This window comes from Treponema sp. OMZ 805 (genome assembly GCF_050937395.1).
GTDB lineage: Bacteria > Spirochaetota > Spirochaetia > Treponematales > Treponemataceae > Treponema.
In genome coordinates this window covers 18,878-35,672 of sequence record NZ_JACCLP010000008.1, presented here as the reverse complement: position 1 = coordinate 35,672, position 16,795 = coordinate 18,878, and the positions used below count along the sequence as shown (strand labels likewise).

General features: G+C 47.7%; 14 protein-coding genes. 5 read left to right on the top strand and 9 right to left on the bottom strand.

The genetic code is table 11. The features are described 5' to 3' along the window. Nucleotides 1-105 precede the first annotated feature (105 nt). From HGH47_RS07680 to HGH47_RS07660, 5 genes are all read left to right on the top strand, one after another. The gene (locus HGH47_RS07680; protein WP_212566408.1) at nucleotides 106-1,530 is read left to right on the top strand and encodes an AMP-binding protein; all 1,425 of its coding nucleotides are present in this window, start codon (nucleotides 106-108) and stop codon (nucleotides 1,528-1,530) included. Between the two features lie 193 nt (nucleotides 1,531-1,723). Then, a complete protein-coding gene (gene metG / locus HGH47_RS07675) occupies nucleotides 1,724-2,074 on the top strand; it encodes a methionine--tRNA ligase subunit beta (RefSeq protein WP_206181518.1) in 351 nt (116 codons plus the stop codon). Between the two features lie 60 nt (nucleotides 2,075-2,134). Beyond that, entirely contained in the window at nucleotides 2,135-3,364 is a 1,230-nt protein-coding gene (locus HGH47_RS07670; protein WP_212566407.1) for an FprA family A-type flavoprotein, read from the top strand. 50 nt (nucleotides 3,365-3,414) lie between these two features. After that, nucleotides 3,415-3,999: an adenylate cyclase gene (locus tag HGH47_RS07665; RefSeq protein WP_432911479.1), complete on the top strand. Its 585-nt coding sequence runs from the start codon at nucleotides 3,415-3,417 to the stop codon at nucleotides 3,997-3,999. A 5-nt stretch (nucleotides 4,000-4,004) separates the two neighbouring features. Then, entirely contained in the window at nucleotides 4,005-5,033 is a 1,029-nt protein-coding gene (locus HGH47_RS07660; protein ID WP_212566406.1) for an alpha/beta hydrolase family protein, read from the top strand. Between the two features lie 34 nt (nucleotides 5,034-5,067). Here HGH47_RS07660 and radC read toward each other — a convergent pair whose 3' ends face one another. From radC to HGH47_RS07615, 9 genes are all read right to left on the bottom strand, one after another. After that, a complete protein-coding gene (radC, locus tag HGH47_RS07655; RefSeq protein WP_432911476.1) occupies nucleotides 5,068-5,754 on the bottom strand; it encodes a RadC family protein in 687 nt (228 codons plus the stop codon). Nucleotides 5,755-5,976: 222 nt separating this feature from the next. Next, the gene (locus HGH47_RS07650) at nucleotides 5,977-8,067 is read right to left on the bottom strand and encodes a methyl-accepting chemotaxis protein (RefSeq protein ID WP_212566404.1); all 2,091 of its coding nucleotides are present in this window, start codon (nucleotides 8,065-8,067) and stop codon (nucleotides 5,977-5,979) included. A gap of 221 nt (nucleotides 8,068-8,288) precedes the next feature. Then, entirely contained in the window at nucleotides 8,289-9,173 is an 885-nt protein-coding gene (locus tag HGH47_RS07645; RefSeq protein WP_016524050.1) for a sugar ABC transporter permease, read from the bottom strand. Further along, on the bottom strand, nucleotides 9,173-10,555 hold the full coding sequence (locus tag HGH47_RS07640) for a carbohydrate ABC transporter permease (protein WP_432911471.1): 1,383 nt from the start codon (nucleotides 10,553-10,555) through the stop codon (nucleotides 9,173-9,175). The genes HGH47_RS07645 and HGH47_RS07640 overlap by 1 nt, the downstream gene beginning before the upstream one ends. Before the next feature lie 54 nt (nucleotides 10,556-10,609). After that, complete coding sequence (locus tag HGH47_RS07635) at nucleotides 10,610-10,804, bottom strand: hypothetical protein (protein WP_432911468.1); 195 nt, start codon at nucleotides 10,802-10,804, stop codon at nucleotides 10,610-10,612. Continuing rightward, nucleotides 10,782-12,680, bottom strand: coding sequence for a glycoside hydrolase family 13 protein (locus HGH47_RS07630; protein WP_432911465.1), 1,899 nt, complete (start codon nucleotides 12,678-12,680; stop codon nucleotides 10,782-10,784). Before HGH47_RS07630 ends, HGH47_RS07635 begins: the two co-directional genes overlap by 23 nt. 125 nt (nucleotides 12,681-12,805) lie before the next feature. Next, nucleotides 12,806-14,035: a maltose ABC transporter substrate-binding protein gene (locus HGH47_RS07625; RefSeq protein ID WP_432911462.1), complete on the bottom strand. Its 1,230-nt coding sequence runs from the start codon at nucleotides 14,033-14,035 to the stop codon at nucleotides 12,806-12,808. Between the two features lie 30 nt (nucleotides 14,036-14,065). Continuing rightward, nucleotides 14,066-16,123 (bottom strand): alpha-amylase family glycosyl hydrolase, encoded by a 2,058-nt coding sequence (locus tag HGH47_RS07620; RefSeq protein WP_432911459.1) that lies wholly within the window; start codon nucleotides 16,121-16,123, stop codon nucleotides 14,066-14,068. Nucleotides 16,124-16,210: 87 nt separating this feature from the next. Beyond that, the gene (locus tag HGH47_RS07615; RefSeq protein WP_432911456.1) at nucleotides 16,211-16,729 is read right to left on the bottom strand and encodes a bacteriohemerythrin; all 519 of its coding nucleotides are present in this window, start codon (nucleotides 16,727-16,729) and stop codon (nucleotides 16,211-16,213) included. Between the last annotated feature and the right edge of the window lie 66 nt (nucleotides 16,730-16,795).

The window sequence follows — 16,795 nt, the reverse complement described above, 5'->3', positions numbered from 1 at the left end:
ACCGGTAAGGTACTCCAATAGAGTTATTCGATGAGGAACCTCTAAAAACTCAAGGTTTTTAGAGGTTTCCCTTAGATTTTTTCGCGATGAGTAATGAGGTGCAATATGGAATTATTGAGATATGCCGAAAAAGATCCGCAGCGGGTATTGGCGATAACCGATAGCGGCGAACTGTTGCATTACGGCGAAATCAAGAAAGCTGCGGCAGCGCTTCCGAAAGAGGCTGCGCATCGGCTCGTGTTTCTCCTTTGCAGCAATTCACCCGGAACACTGCTCGGGTACCTCGGGTGTTTACAGGCGGGGGCCGTACCGCTCCTGTTGGACGCACACATTGCCCCGGAACTTTTACACCATTTAATTCAAACCTATCACCCTGCTTTTTATTACGTTCCGCACGATTTGCCGGAAGAAACGCAAAACATCCTTCCGATGAATAAGCCCGTTATCACGATAGCGGACAGTGTGTTGCTCCGTTCAGATGAAAAAGGGCCGGAGCTTTTTCAGGATTTGGCGCTGCTCCTCACCACATCGGGGAGTACCGGCAGCCCCAAACTCGTACGCTTAACGTACCGCAATATCTACGAAAACGCACGGTCAATCGCAGAATACCTGCACATTACCGACAAGGAGCGGCCGATAACTATGCTGCCGATGAGCTATTCATACGGAATGTCCATTATCAATAGCCATGTCCTTATGGGCGCAACCGTCATATTGACCGGGCACGATATCTTAACCGCCCCGTTTTGGGCACGGATTAAACAAGAAAACGTCAGCTCGCTTGTGGGCATCCCCTATACCTATCAAATGTTCTCCCGTCTACGGTTGACCGAAATGGAGCTGCCGACGCTCAAAACACTGACGCAGGCGGGAGGCAAACTGCCATACGAGCTGCATCAAAAATTCGGCGAATGGAGCCTGAACACCGGACGGCGCTTTTTTGTGATGTATGGGCAAACCGAAGCCGCGCCGCGCATGGCATATCTGCCGCCGGATAAGACAATGGAAAAATGCGGCAGTATGGGTATTGCAATCCCCGGCGGAGAATTAAAACTGATTGACGAAGCCGGTGCGGAAATTACCGCGCCCGATACTGTCGGCGAATTAGTATACCACGGACAGAATGTCGCGATGGGATATGCGGAATGCGCTGCCGATTTAGCAAAAGGCGACGAGTGGCAGGGAACGCTGCATACCGGCGATATGGCAAAACGGGATTCAGATGGGTATTTTTTTATCGTTGGGAGAAAAAAGCGGTTTATCAAGGTATTTGGCAATCGGGTGAATTTAGACGATACCGAACGGCTGCTGTCTGCCGCCTTTTCCGATACCGAATTCGCTTGTATCGGGCAAGACGACCTTCTCTGCGTTTATACAACGCTTAAAACGGAAGAACAGCATCGCGCAGTATCGGAATACCTCGCACAAACGACACGGCTTCCGGCAAAGGTGTTCCATGTCTTTTTTATCGAAGCTATCCCTAAGAATTCCGCGGGGAAAACGCTGTATTCGCAGCTGGAGATACGTTAGAGCATCTCTAAAAACTCGGTTAGATTTTTAGAAGATGCCCGCTAGAGCATTTTTTAAACTCGGATAGCTTCTAAAGATGCCCTGTACAGTTGTCCGTATATACAAAAAACAGCTGCCTACCTGAACGGTAAGCTGATACCGCTGCTCTCTCCTCGGCTTGCAGTTTTCGGCTCTTTCTCATATACTGAGCAGCATGAGTGAAAACACAACTGAAATAATTACCTATGATGATTTTGCAAAACTACAGCTGAAAACCGGCAAGGTTTTGGAATGTGTAAAAGCTGAAAATGCAGAAAAACTCTACATTTTACAGGTAGACCTCGGCGAAGAAAAGCCGCGCCAAATCGTTTCGAGCCTCGTTGACTACTATAGTGCCGAAGAATTAGTCGGCAAAGAGATTATCGTGCTTGCAAACCTCAAGCCCGCTAAAATGCGCGGACATATTTCCGAGGGAATGCTGCTCTGCGCAGAATCCGAAGATTCATCAATCTGCGTTCTGCTAAAACCCGAAACACCGGTACCTGCCGGTACTAATATCACCTAACGCTCACCGAGCCTCAATGCAAATGAGAGGTTTTCCTTAGATTTATTTACGGAGGACACTATGAAAGCGCAAGAAATAAGTGCAGGCATATACTGTATCCATGCGGATATTTGTGCACGCACCAGCCGGTTTGAAGGTTTGTGGATGCTGCCTCAAGGAGTAAGCATCAATTCATATATCGTAAAAGGTGAAAAGACCGCTTTGATCGATATTGTCCGTGATTGGGACGGCTCGTTAAAAAGCTATACGGAACAACTGGAATCCATCGGACTTTCGTTCAAGGACATCGATTATCTTATTCTGAATCACTTGGAACCCGACCATTGCGATCTGATTGAATATGTCCATTCCTGTAATCCGCAGGCGGAAGTTATCAGTACGTCAAAAGGGCTGGTGATAGTCGAAAAGTTTTTTAAGGTGCAGGGAAACCTCCATGCGGTTAAAACGGGAGATAGTCTTGACCTTGGCGGCGGAAAAGTTCTCCAATTCTACGAAACACCGAATGTGCACTGGCCGGAAACAATGATGACCTATGACCCTGCCGCTAAAGTCCTCTTTTCCTGTGATGCATTCGGATCGTACGGCGCTATCGGCGAAAAAATCTTTGACGATCAGCATTCTGAGGAAGAACTGAAGTTTTACGAATCCGAAGCGCTGCGCTATTATTCCAACATTGTCGCAAGTTTCAGTACCTTTGTCTTAAAGGCTTTGGACAAACTTGCAGCGCTGGATATCAAATGCATTGCGCCGAGTCACGGTCTTATTTGGCGCTCCCATCCCGACCGTATTTCTGCCCTGTACAAACGGTTTGCAGGTTACAACACCGGCGGCGAATGCGAAAAAGAAATCTGTATTATTTGGGGTTCTATGTACGGATATACCAAACAAGGGCTGGACGCCGTTATCAAAGGAATTGAAGCCGAACAAGTTCCCTACACTATCCACGACATACCCGACACGGACGTATCCTACATTCTCGGTGATGCGTACAAGGCGGCAGGCTTGGTACTTGCAATGCCGACGTATGAATACAAGATGTTCCCGCCGATGGCGTACGTATTGGATTTATTTGAACGCAAGCATATTACCGATAAAACGGTACTGCGTATCGGAAACTGGGGCTGGTCGGGCGGCGCAAAGAAAGAATACGAGCAAAAAGCAGCCGCTCTAAAATGGAACCATCCGGAACAATATGAATGGCAGGGTAAGCTGCTCGACGTAGATATTCGGCTGCTTGAAGAACGAGGCGCAGAACTCGCTCGTGCGGTTAAAACAGGCGTTCAAGCGTAAAGTTCAACCGCTTTCCATATTGGCACAGCTTGATTAGCACAGATTAACGTATGCACGAAATCGAATTAAAGGCGCATCTTGAACATCCCGAAAAAACCGAGGCGCTGTTATCCCGTATCGCAGATTTTTCACTCCGCTGCGTCAAGACCGACCGGTACTGGACGCTCGGAGAAAAAACGGTACGGGTACGGCGGGAACTGATTGGTACCAAGGAAACGGTTTTGGTAACGCATAAACAGAAACACTATACCGATATGATAGAAACCAACCGCGAACTTGAATTTGAGCTTGCAGCCGCGTCCGTACCGGTCTTTACCGAAATGCTCGAAAGTCTCGGTATGACCTGCACTGCAGAGAAACAAAAGGAAACAAAAGTTTTTGTTCCACGCGCAAGCTTGTTTTCCGCGGACATACTCAAAGATACTCGGTCGGTGTCGGCAGAGCTTTCCTTCATACATCCGATCGGGCATTTTTTGGAAATCGAAGTCCTCTACCCCGATGAAGGTTCCGATAGCGCCGCTTTCGAGCGGCATATCCGTAATGCGCAGACTATTTTCAATACGCTACTCGCCGCTTTAGAAGTTCCGCGATCGGCTATCGAAATACGCCCGTATAATGAACTATTGGCTCGTTAGATTTTATGAAAACATATAAAACGATATTTTTTTTACCGCGCACATGTTTCTTTTTTGTCTTACTACTTCTGTTAAACGGAACCACCGTACTGTATGCGCAAACCGGTGACGCACAGCTCGAATATGAAGTTGCCGTATTGAACCCTGAGTCTTTTAAAAAACATAACCGCATCTACAACTATGAACTCAATCACGCTTTTTCAGCACCTGAATTAACCGATGAAGGTGTTTTAGACACTCCACTCACCGTTTTTTATCCGGTACTTGAGGGAACATACCCGCTCGTTATTATCAGCCATGGCTGGCATGTTTCAAAAAAGCCGAATGCAAGCCTTGCCCGTTATCTTGCATCTCAGGGATATGTCGCTGCGATTCTCTCGGCAAAAGAAAAAAGTTACCCCGAAGAGTTTATCGCTGCATTTGAGTCGGCATATACCCTTTTAAAAACGGCAAGCGAAAATCCCGAAAGCCGTTTATTTAAGCGAATAGATATGCAAAAAATGGCAATAATCGGACACTCTATGGGAGGGGCAGCGGCGCTGCATTTTTCAAAATCACACCCCGATATCGGTGCTGTGGTTGCGTTAAATCCGTATAACGGGGCGTCTTCTTTAGTAGAACGAGTTGGAGGCAAAAATGAGGTTCTCGGTACCGATCTAACAGCCATGCACATTCCTGTTCTTATTGTTACCGGCAACAGGGATAATGTTGCGTATCCTGAAAAAACCTTTGAATTTTATGAGCACTGCAATACATCCGCACCCACGGCTTTTTTTGCCATTAAAAACGGTGTTCATAGCAGCGGGCTCGATACCAAAGGCAATATGCTTTCAGGCTGGTTCGATATCGAACTTTATATGCGCTACAGGCTGTTAATACTCGGATGGCTCGACCTGTTTTTAAAGCAGAAAATATCAGAGGCTTCCCTGCCCTACTTATCCCCTGCCGCTTTTGAAGCAATAAAAGGATGGTTTTATTCCGGTAACGCAAAACGTTACCCCGCTTACGCTTTCCGTAACTTTTTGCGCCGATAAGCATACCGCCCTCGATCCGCTTTTTATCCCACCCCTATGCGAGCGGGATTCCTGCCTCGATAAAACTCATATACTCACCGTTCGGCGACAAAATGATGTGATCCAATACCTCAATTCCTAAGAGGCGTCCCGCCTCACAGAGCCGGTGAGTCAAGTTTAAATCTTCAGCAGAAGGAGCCAAAGCACCTGAGGGGTGGTTGTGTGCAAGGATAACCGTGGCGGCTCTGTCGGCAAGCGCGTCAGCAAATACCTCACGAGGATGAACCAGCGTATGCGTCAGTGTCCCGACCGAAACTACACGGATTGCCAAAATTTCGTGCGCCCCGTTCAGCGATACACAGATAAACTGCTCTTGCTTACGCACCGAATAATGCCGCAAGAACGGAACAATATCATTCGGATGCCGGATTTTTTCGCCTCCGACACCGTAATATCTCCTGCCAAGTTCGAACGCTGCGAGTATCGTTGATAGCTTTGCATCTCCGATCCCGTTAATAGTCTTTAACGCCGCTTCGATACTTTCCGTTTTCCGTGTATCAATATGTCGGATAATCTCCTCGGCAAGCTTTGTTACCGGCTTATTCGCAATACCGGTATGCAGAAGAACCGCAAGCAAATCAACATCGCTCAGCTGTTCCGCTCCATACGCCAAAAGACGCTCTCGTATATTCGGTTTTTCTCGTACATTTGAATGTATAGTCATACCCGATATATAGCGCATAAGCCGCCATTTTGGCAGGAAAAATAAGAAAACCACATTAAGAATTTTCAGCAGCGGTATGGATGCCGTTCAAGAATGTGCGTCCTAGCACATTCTTGAGCTACCAGTTTGCAAGCAAACTGGTTACTGCGTGGAACCACCGCCGTGCGTGGCGGTACTGAATAGATGGGGGTTGTAGGGGGTATTTTCTTTTTATCGGAAAAAAAGAAAATACCCCCTAACTTATGTTTTGAATTTGGAAACTTCTTGTGCCAGTGCCTCAATACTCCGCTTATTCTTCTGCGTAATCTCGCTCACTTCCTGTATGGCGTTGTTGATTTGTACCGCGCCGGATGACATCTCGTTCATGCTGTCGGTTATAACGCGGGTAAGGCCGTCGAGCTTGCGCATCTCCTCCGCAACACTCTCCCCGCCTTTCAGCATTTCTTCGGAACCGGCTTGTACTTCCGTGGTTACTGTATTGATGCTTTTAATTGCAATCAGCACTTCCCTGCTGCCGTTCTCCTGTTCCCGCATTGCTTCGGTCAGACGGTCGCTCATTTCTTTTACCTGCGCCGCAAGGGTGAAAATTACATTGAACTTTTCTTCCACCGTTTTGGACGAAGCGGAAAGGGTTTCAATTTCTCCCGATAAGGTCTTAAGCGTTGAAGTGATGGTCTTTCCCTGTGCAGCAGAATCTTCTGCTAACTTACGGATTTCATCGGCAACGACGGCAAAACCTTTGCCTGCTTCTCCCGCATGAGCGGCTTCGATCGCGGCATTCATCGCCAAAAGGTTTGTCTGTGAAGCGATATGCTGAATAACACTAGACGCTTCCATCAGCGAACCTGATTCCTCAGCTATCTTTTGCGTTACGGTATTTGAAGTTACAAGGGTAGCTTTGCCGTCGCCGGTCGCTGTTGTAAGTGTTTTTATTACCTCGTCCGTTTTGCCGAGTGTTTGCCCGATAGAGGCGATATTAGCAACCATTTCTTCTACGGAAGAAGAAGACTGGGCAACGCTTGCAGCCTGTGTTTCGATGCTGTTATTCAACTGCTTAATGGTGCGGACAATTTCTTCAACAGTAGCCGCCGTTTCAGTCACACTTGCCGCTTGGGTCATCGCCTGCTGTTTAACCCCGTCGATATTAGCACTGATTTCATTGATAGCGCTTGCCGTTTCGGTCATGTTGGACGCCAGTTCATCCCCGATTTCTTCCATGTTACTGCTGTTCACTCCAACATGCCGGATAGATGAACCGATTTTTGCAATCGTCTCGTTAAAATATTCGGACAAATCCGTAACTTCATCATTGCCGTGAATGGGAAGGCACACCGTTAAATCTCCTCCACCTCGTGCGATATCTTTCAGTGCGTCAACCGCCGTTTTAACAGGTTTTACCATTGCACAGGCGACAAAGTAGATGACAACGAGTGCGATAAGTAAAATTACTGCACCGATACCGAGCATCGAAATACGCAGCGTATTGACTGTTCCCATAAACTCATTCACAGGAGCATTTATGATAACCGTCCACCCTGTCGTTTTCATCCTTGCATAAGAGGCAATCCTTTTTATCCCCTTGTATTCAAAATATCCGATTGACGATTTTTCCTCTTGGACAGCCATTTTTTCAAATGTACCGACGGATTCAAGCGATACATCGGTCTTAGATTCCTCATAAGCATTTGAGCTATTTTCAACCAAACTAAAGTCTTTGTCAGCGATCGTATTCCCTAATTTATCTAAAATATAACAGTCTCCCGTTTCTCCTACAACAATATCGGCAATTTGATTGGAAAGCCATGAACCGTCAACATCAGCGCCCAATACTCCGATAATAGTCCCACTGTCATCATATACCGGTAAAGAAAATGTAATAAATATGTTATTTTCCACATCGATATAGGGTTCTTCCGTATATTTTTCCCCGTTCATACCGGCCTGAAACCATTGTGTATCATCAAATGCAATCTCAGATCCGTCTAAGTTATGCAAGATTCCTCCTTTATCGGTAATATATAATTCACTGATAATGGAATTGAATTTTGCTTCTTCAGCAAGCAGTAACATTTTATCTCTAAATGTAATGGCATCATCACGTAATACAGGTATTCGGGCTATGCCTTCCAAAAATTGAAACACCGTATTCACACGTCCGTCGAGAATTTCCGCCGTATCTGTTGCTTTGTCAATCAGATGCATTTCGACCTTTTCAGTTACAGCCTTGTTTGCCGAGCGAACTGCCAGAAGCCCTTCGATAACCCCTGCAGCCAATATCAATGTCCCAAAGATGATGATTAATTTGTAACGGATTGAAAAGCGTTTTTTCATTGTACTCTCCTTTAATTTATAGCTTAGCTAAAAACAACTCTTTTCTTAGGGAAGTGCTGATTAAAGCGAGGAGCGCATTTAATCTGCACTTCCCCTTGTTTCTCATAAGTCTTTAATTGCCTATAATATATAGACTTATTACGAAACAAGAAATTTTAATGTTAACACTGATTAATTCGCCTTCGAATTAATCAGTGTTTCCCTAGTTTTCTTAATATACACTACTCTTTTACCGCGCCGGCAGCAAGGGACTTTAATAGGAATTTCTGTCCTGCCATAAACAGCAGCGTAAAGGGCACTGCTACGAGCAGCGCGCCTGCAGCAAACATCGTAAAGTTATCGTTTGCGCGGCCGTTAATCAGCTCGAAAAGGCCGAGCGCCAAGGTCTTTTTATCATCGCTGCGCAAAATAAGGCGCGGGAAGATAAAGTCCATCCACGGCGCGGTAAAGCTGGTAAGCGCAAGGAACATAATCATCGGCTTTACCATCGGCAGTACGATTTTCACGTATGTGGTAAACGAACCGGCACCGTCGACATGGGCGGCTTCTTCAACGCTTTTCGGCACCGTATCAAAATAGCCTTTCATCAGCCATACGTTAAAGGGCACACTGCCCGCCGCATATACCAAAAGGAGCCCCCAATGGGTATTTAAGCCGTTTATCTTCCATAATAGCACATACGTTGCAACCATTCCGATAAAGCTGGGGAACATCTGCAGCACAATCATAGAAGCGAGCAACGGCTTTCGCAGCGGGAACCTAAAACGGGAAAAGATATAGGCGGCGGTTACGCAGACAGCCAAGGTCAAAAGAACATTGAACACCGCAATCTTGAGAGTATTGCCGTACCATTTCACATAGTTGGTGCCGCGCACATCGGTTGTACCTTCGACGATTTTGTCCGCGGGTGTTAAAAGCCGTTTAAACTGATACACCGACGGTTCCTTGGGAATAGGAGAAATGCTTGTTGCCGCCAACGAATTGGTCTTGGTAAACGCCGCACCGACCGTAAAGGCAACGGGATAGAGGACAAAGAGCACCGTCGAAATAAGGACGGTATACAGGATAATCAGTACCAGTATGGTACTCAGAGAATGCTTTTTCATTACAGTTCTCCTTCTTTAAACGCCTTAGTATGCGTAAAATTATAGACTGCGAACGGTACCAGCACGACAAACACGAGGATGGAAAGTACCGAGGCAAGGTTGTATAAAGTCGGCGTATCATACGTGAGTTTATAAATCCACGAAATCAACAGATCGGTTGCGCCTGCCTTTGTCTGAATACTGTCGTCAAGATTCGGACCACCTGCAGTAAGGAAGTATACCGCGCCGAAGTTGTTGATATTGGCGGCAAACTGCATAATGAGAATAGGCATCGTTTGGAACAGTACCAACGGAAGTGTGATGCGGAAGAACTGCTGCAATTTATTCGCGCCGTCAATGGTTGCCGCCTCATAAATATCCGCAGGGATGGCCGTCATATTGCTGGTAATCAATATCATACTATACGGAAAACCGATCCAAATATTGACCAACAGCATCGTAATCTTTGCCATAAACGGGTCGGAAAGCCACTTAATCGGTTCACTCAAAAGACCGAACTGCATCAGCGACCGATTGATGGGGCCAAATGTTCCGTTTAAAAGGTTCGCCCAAATGAACAAGCTCAGCATAACCGGAATGGCATACGGTAAGATAAACACGGTTCGGAAGAATTTCGGCAGCTTGATGCGCTTGTCAACAAGGATAACCGCGAATATCATACCGGTAAAATAACAGGTTGTGGTTGCAAAGAACGCCCAGATAACCGTCCATAGTGCAACACGCCCGAAAGCGGAAAACCAACTGTTCGCCAGCTTGGAATTGAACATCGTGATAAAGTTTTCAAAACCTACCCAGTCGACAAGGTTATTCGGCGGGATATGCTTGGGCGATGAATAATTCGTAAAGGCAACCAGCGCCGAAAAGATGAGCGGCAAAACAGTGAAAAACAAGATCAAGAGAATCGCAGGACTCAGTCCGAGATACGGAAACGCCGATTCGACAAACTTCTTGCGAGCTTCCTCAGCGGACGGATAGCGCTGCTTTTCCACGATATAGGCCGCCGTTTTTTTCGCAGTGATCACGTTCGCAACATATACGCCGATAAACACGACGAGCAGCAATACGGTGATAAGGCCGCCGATCATCATAAAGATGGAATGATCCTTCATCTTGATAGGGACATTCGGTTTTTCATCCCCGAGTGTGATAAGGCCGATCAGACTCCGCACGATAGGGCCTTTTCCATTGAACTGCATAACCGTCTGATCAAAAAAGATCAAAAATAATACCGCCAATTCCATCAAAGCGAAAAAGGCGCCGCGCACGTATTGCTTTAAATAGAGGATCTGACCGAGCCCCATAAAGCACGTCGATGCGGTTGATGTCTTTTTGATAATTGATTTGTCGATAACGGCAGCGCCTTGTAAGGTCGTTGTAGCCATTAAAACTCCTCCTATAAAAACTTTTGCAGGATGTTTAAACATCCGAAAAAGTTTTTAGTCGTGCGCATATCCTGCAACGAGGAGCTTTGCTCCGAAGTTCAGGACGGCGCACCCGTAAATAATCGAGTTTGCACCGCAAACTTTACCGCCACGGATGGCGGTGGTTATAACAGAAGCGATATTTTGGCATTGCCAAAATTCGCCATCAACCGATGTACACGGAAGTTCATCGGTTGATGAGGTGTTCAAAAAAGATAAAGCCGCCGGGCTGTACCGTTTTATCCATGCAGCGCAGGGAGAGGTATACCCGTGCCTTTTCATCTATTATTTGCGCGATTGATACCGGAGCCGTACCGCAATTAAGAATGAGGTCTATGCTCCGCGTAATCGGCACTTCCGCGGTTTCAACGGTCTCCGTAGTTTCCACCATTTCGGTATACTTTTGCAAATGAATAATTCTATTCGGTTCGCTTTCGGCAAGCGGTACGTCATGCAGATATGAGTAACCGGAAGCGGTCATTGCCGGATGCGTATGACGCAGAGCAATCAACTGCCGCATCATGCTCATCGGTTCGGCGTATTCACCTGCTTCGATAGCCTGCCACGGCATACAGCGGCGGCAATCGGGATCATGTCCGCCTGCAAGCAGAACCTCGCTACCGTAATAGATACACGGCGAACCGGGCAGGCTCAACAGTAAGGCGTATTGCTGCCATACAGCGAACGCATCACCGCCATTGCGGGTAAAAAGGCGCGGCGTATCATGGGAATCCAGCAGATTAAACAGGCCTACGGTAACAGGTTCGGGATAGGCAGTAAAAACAGCGTTTATTTCCCGCTCCAAAGTCAGGGCGGGCAGCGTTTTATCGCAAAAGAATTTCCAGAAGCACAGCGCGAGCGGATAATTCATTACCGAATCCAACTCGCCGCCACGCAACCACGGCAAGGCACTGCGCCATATTTCACCGAGCAGGTAAAAGTCTTTTTTAAGACTGCGCATCCGCCGATAAAGCTGTCTGCAAAATGTATGCGAAAGCTCATTCGCAACATCGAGCCGAATCCCGTCAATATCATAACTGCGCACCCATGTTTCGCATACGTTCAGCAGGTAATCAATGACGGCAGGATTATTGGTATTCAGCTTCGGCATCGTATCGACATACGCAAAAACGCTGTATCGTCCGCTCTTTCCGTTTGTACCGGACGGTCGGCTTCGGCTCTCGGCGGTTTCACATTCCGGTTCTGCAACGGTTTCAAAGGGCCATTCTTGTACGACGAACCAATCGAAATACGGCGAGGCTTTTCCGTTGCGAACAACATCCTGCCACAGCGCAAAGTCCCAGCCGCAGTGGTTAAAGACGCCGTCCAGCATCACTTTTATACCGCGTGCATGGGCTTCCTTTACCAGCGTATGCAGATCATCTGCGCTGCCGAATGCAGGATCGATTTTTAAATAATCGGATGTATCATACTTATGGACACTCGGCGAAGCATTGACCGGATTAAGATATAAGCCGGTAATGTTCAAATCGGCAAGGTAGCCGAGCTTTTCGGTAATACCTCGAAGCGTACCGCCATAGTGTTCATTGTTGGTAACGGCATCCTCGGCAGCAGGCCACGGCAGAGCATTCGGTTTCTGCGAAGCGGTATCCCTGCAAAACCGATCGGGAAAAACTTGATACCACACGGTGCGAGGTACCCAATCCGGTACGCGGACGCATTCGGCGCCATCCAGCCACGGAAACTCAAAACCGGGAAAATTACCGGTTATACGGCGCAGCGTAACAAGCTCATCTGCCGTGTAAAACCCGTTTTCCAGACAGTAGCGGACATCGCCTTCGTCTTGACCGTGCAGTTCAAAGCAGTATTTACACCGTCCATAAGGAAGCGAAACCGTTACCTGCCACCATGTATGATACGGAAGCTCTTTTTTGCGGGTGATTTCCTGCCGTTTGCCTTCCCATGCCCAGCCCTCCGGTGTTACCGAACCGTCAAACGGATCTCCGTAGATAATAAATACACGCTGTATGTCGCTGCCGGTTTTAAGGCCGATCATAAGTTCATTTTCATTGAGCGGATAACAAAAATTATCCGTACTACGATGTTCTATTGCCGAAAACTGCATACCAAGCACCTATATCCAAGAGAACTGTCCAAAAACTGTTTCGCAATTCGCTTTAGCGGATATAACGAATAATTTCCTTACAGAAAAAGTCGATGGGCTTTCAGTTTTTGGACAGCCCCAATACCCTATTGTATCGACTCCATTGTAGCCGCAGCAGCATTCAGTTTTTCCGTAACATTGCCGCCGTCCCAGATATTCGCAAAAGTTGCATTCATTGCAGACCAGTATTTGCCCATTTCGGGAATGGTGGGCATCGGTGTTGCGTATTGCGCCTGTGCTAAAATACCTTGACTTAACGGATCGGTGATGGTGATATCGGAGCGGGGCGGAATTTGTTTGGTCATTTCGTACCGTTTTTCCAACATCGGCTTTGAGGTAAGGAATTTTGCAAAATCCTGCGCTTCCGCCGGATGATCGCTGTAGGCGCTGACAAAGGCCAAGCGAAGACCGGAGAAGGATGCCGGAGGATTGGTCATGCCGGGGAATACCGGAATGGGTGCAATACCGTAGTTAAGGCCTGTTTTTGAAAAATCGGAGATCTTCCACGGGCCGGTAATAATCATCGCGGCTTTACCTTCCGTAAACGAGGAATTGCAGAAATCGTCGGTAATGTCGCCTGACGGAACATCGAGCATCTTCTTGCGAAGGCTCTGAAAATAGGTTAAACCGGTAATAGCATTGGAGCTATTGACGTTGTGCTGCTTGGGGTCATCGCCGTTCGGGCCAAAAAGCGGTGCGCCGAAGCCGCTCATAAAGATGTAGTTAAAGTATGCGTTTCCGACACCCCAGACCAATGCATATTTATTTTGAGCTTTATCGTTCCACGTCTTTGCAAATGCTTCCACATCGTCCCATGTTTTAGGCGCTTCCGGCAAAAGGTCTTTATTATAGAACAATGCGTAGGTTTCGATTGCGAGCGGATACCCGTAGTTTTTTCCCTCATACGCGGCGGATGTCAATGCAGCGGGGATAAAGTTGTCGAGGACGGACGCATCGTCAAAGGGGAGAATATGACCGCCTGCGACAAGGGCGCCGATGTGGTCGTGCGGTGCAACAAAGATATCTGCGCCGACACCTGCGGGGCCGTCCATTTCAATCTTTGTGCGCGCATCGGTCGACTGAACCGGTTCATACACAAAAGATACGTTCGGATGCGTTTTTTTGTATTCTTCCGCAGCGAACAGCATAAAATCTTTTTCGGCGCCTTCGGATTCCCATATTTTAACGGTAACCGTTTCACCCTTCATATCGCCGGCTTTATCGTCCTTCTTCTCGGAACCTCCGCCGCAGCTCGTAAGAGCAAAAAGAAGCACCAATGATACACAGGCCGAAAGCCCTATAATTGCTTTTTTCATATAACACCTCCAATCTGTTATGAAAAAAATCTATTCACTGCGAACAATAGCCGCAGTGTACGGATCTAGTATGATCCGGTTTTGCTCAAATCGTATACCGGACGGATGTGTGATACCGTCCGGCGATGCCGCCGCTCCATCGACAAAAACCACAGGCTTTTGTAATGCACCGCCGAGCACAAAACAGTGTTCCGTTCCCGCCGCATTAAACAACAAAAACCACGTGCCATCCGTCCAGTCGAGTGTGTACCCGAATGCCTGCCCGTACTGTTTCTCCGTTTCGGACAATGCTCCGGCATCACTCTTTACGGCACATCGGTTACCGCTGCAATTCCCCGATGCAGCAACCGCTGCATCTTCTGCGGGCAAAAACGCGGCGGCTTGTGCAATGCGTCCGGCGTCTCCTATTCTAAACACGTCAAACCGTTTCCGCAACGCGATAAGCCCGCGCGTGTATGCGAGCAGCTCGGCGTAATCCTCATCGAGCGTCCATACAATGCGGTTAACGCTGTCCGAAGCGTCATAGCTGTTCCGCACAAAAGCACCGATACATTCTTCCGCCGCTCCGTGCACATTCGGCTTGGTACGCCCCCGCTCCTGTCCGGCATGTAAAAAGGCGATCCCTTGACAAGTAAGCGCCAGCGCGTTGCCGAGTTTGATACGGGCAATCAGCTCCCGCTTTTGCGAGAGGATACGTTCATCAAGCCCGGCATTATGAGCGATGCAGTCGTGCAGTGTAAGCCCGTCGTGGCAAACAAGGTACTGCACGTTATCACCCGGGCTGTCGGCGGTGTAATTGCATTGAGGTAACCCGATACAATTGCAAAAGAGCTGTTTAAGATCGACGTTACCGCCGGTTAAAAAGCCCTTGCCCTCTTCGTTCATACCGCCTGCTTTTACCAAATCGCGAAATTCATCGTTAAAGACGGCAACGCTATCGGTTTGGGTCATGTACCGCTGATCCATACCGACGGTACCTTCGGCTCCGTTATACAGCTTCCAGCCTTCCCCGATAAACAATACCGACGGATTAAGCCCCCTGCAGCGGTCGTACGCCTCTAACACCGTCTCGGTATCGAGCAGTCCCATCAAATCAAAACGGAAGCCGTCAACCTTATAGTTTTTCACCCAGTGTACAGCTGAATCGACAATAAGCTTTCGTGCCATCGGCCGCTCCGAGGCAATATCGTTCCCGCAGCCTGAACCATTGGTATAGCTGCCGTCGGGATTTGTCCGAAAGTAATAGCCCGGGACAATCGCGTCGAAAAGATCGGTGCGCGCAACATGATTATACACCACGTCGAGCACTACACCGAGCCCCGCCCGATGGCACTCGTTGATCAGCTCTCGCAATTCGCGTACACGGCTTTCGGGATTTTCAGGCTCGCTTGCATACCAGCCTTCGGGCGTAAAATAGTTGTGCGGATCGTAGCCCCAGTTATAGTTGTTGTTGTGCACGGTACCGGCATCTTCATACTGCTGATTTGTCTCGTCCGTGTAGTAAAAGTTCAGCACCGGCATCAGCTGAATATGCGTAATGCCCAGTTCGCGTAAGTAGGGGATTTTTTCGATAAAGGCTTTATATGTGCCGGGGATATTTTTAACGCCGGAGTCTGGGCTTGCGGTAAAATCGCGGACGGATACTTCGTAAATAATCGCATCTTCGCGTTTTTGCAAGGTAATATACGGATATTCCCGCTCCGGTTTGAGCGTTTCTTTTTGCAGGTTGATAATAGCGCCCCGTCCGTGGCTTCCGTTACCGGTATAAGCCGTCATCGAGAGGCTGTACGGATCGAGCACAGTATGCGTTCCCGTTTCGTTTGTCAGCGTGTAATCGTAAAAGAACAGTTCCGGATCCCGCTCCGCAAAGATGCCGCACCACAGGCCAGTTACATCGTCATACCGAAGCGGAACCGTAAAAGCAGGCGCTGAATCACCGGCGTTTTGATAGAGATTTACCGACACATCGCGGGAAGTCGGCGCCCATAAAGAAAAACGGCAGCTTTGAGCGGCGGCATCATACACAGCGCCGAGCTGCACATTTTTAGGCGGAACTGTTTGCTCACAAATTTGGACGGACGATTTCATAAACCTCCATAAATATTTCTCATAATAGCATATAATCCTCGAATCACCAATATATAAATATTTTTTTATTCGTGCGGAGGGCTTAATCTAAGGCTGCGGTGCGACCGCTGAATCGGATATATGGTTCCGCTGGTTGTATTCCTGCAATGTGTGATAAAAAGAACGCATAACCGGACAGTACTGCTTATCTTCGCAGGCAATATGCGAGAGTACCCAATCCCGAAGGTAGTCGGCAAAATCAAAACCGAGCGTTACAGTCATTTCGTCAAAGCCCTTCAATACCTGTGTAATTGTTTGGACAAACTCCTTGTGCCGCTGCTTATGAGCCTCATAGCCGGAAAATCCGCACGCTTTCATCAATTTTTCTTCATCGGTAAAGTGTGTTTGGGTATAGCTGACTGCTTGCCGCAGTACATCGCCTACGGTTATCAGCCATTCGTCTTTACTCCGTTTTTGGCGGTTCATCAGTGCTTCGCGCAGCTCATTACACATTGCCACCAGCTTACGGTGCTGACTGTCGATTCGCGGAATGCCGAGTTCCAGTCTTTTATCCCATTCTACCCAAGGGGTATTCAATTTTTCCGTGTCATTTGTTTCTGTTATCATACTTTTTTTATTCCTTTATGTACTGATATACTCATACTGAATCGTTCCCAAGAATCGTTTACTCTT